Annotated in this window: 1 protein-coding gene; it reads left to right on the top strand. The window is 74.2% G+C overall.

Annotated features, from left to right (window positions below; genetic code table 11):
- A partial coding sequence (locus tag ABZ497_RS36880; RefSeq protein ID WP_359812532.1) for a beta-ketoacyl synthase N-terminal-like domain-containing protein occupies positions 1 to 1,012 on the top strand: 1,012 nt, incomplete at both ends.

Raw genomic sequence — 1,012 nt, 5'->3', positions numbered from 1 at the left:
TGGCCGGCGTCTGGGGCAATCCGGGGCAGGCGAACTACGCGGCGGGGAACACGTTCCTGGACGCGCTGGCCGCTCACCGGCGGCACGAGGGCCTGCCGGGGGTGTCGTTGGCGTGGGGTCCGTGGGAGAACGGCATGGCGGGTGAGCTCTCGGAGGCGGACCGCCGCCGGATGGGCCGGCAGGGCCTGCGGCCATTCTCCGACGCACGCGGGCTCGCCGTCCTGGAGGCGGCCGTCGGCCGGCCCGAAGCGCTCTTCGTGGCAGCGGAGTTGAACCTGGCTGCCCTGAGGGGATCCGGCGAGGTCCCGCCGCTGCTGTCCGGCCTCGTCCGTGCGACACGCGCAGGCTCGCGTACCCGCCGCACGGCCGGACTGCCGAGTGCCGACGGTCGGAGCGCCCTGGCCGCGCGGTTGGCCGGGCTGGGGCCGGACGAGCAGCGGGAGGTGGTGCGGGAGCTGGTGCTGTCGCAGGCCGCTCTGGTGCTGGGGATGGCCGGACCGGGCAGTCTGGACGCCGAACGTTCCTTCCGGGACGTCGGGTTCGACTCGCTCACCGCCGTCGAACTGCGCAACCGACTGAACAGCGCCACCGGCCTGCGGCTGCCGGCCACGGCGGTCTTCGACTACCCGACCCCGGCGGCCCTGGTCGGCTTCCTGCTGGGTGAGCTGGTCGGAGGCAACGACCCCGTCTCGACGGGTACCGCGCTCCCGGCCTCCGGGCGCGCACGGGTCGAGGACGACCCGCTGGTGATCGTCGGGATGGCGTGCCGGTTCCCGGGCGGCGTGTCGTCCCCGGGCGACTTCTGGGAGTTGCTCGCCTCGGGTGGGGACGCCATCGGGGAGTTCCCCACCGACCGGGGCTGGGCGACGGACGTTTACGACCCCGATCCGGCGGCCGCAGGCCGGAGCGTCTCGCGGGAGGGCGGGTTCCTCTACGACGCGGGGGAGTTCGACGCGGAGTTCTTCGGGATCAGTCCGCGTGAGGCGGTGGCGACGGATCCGCAGCAGCGGTT

Source organism: Kitasatospora sp. NPDC005751, assembly GCF_040630835.1.
Lineage (GTDB): Bacteria > Actinomycetota > Actinomycetes > Streptomycetales > Streptomycetaceae > Kitasatospora.
This window is presented reverse-complemented; position numbering and strand designations above follow the sequence as displayed.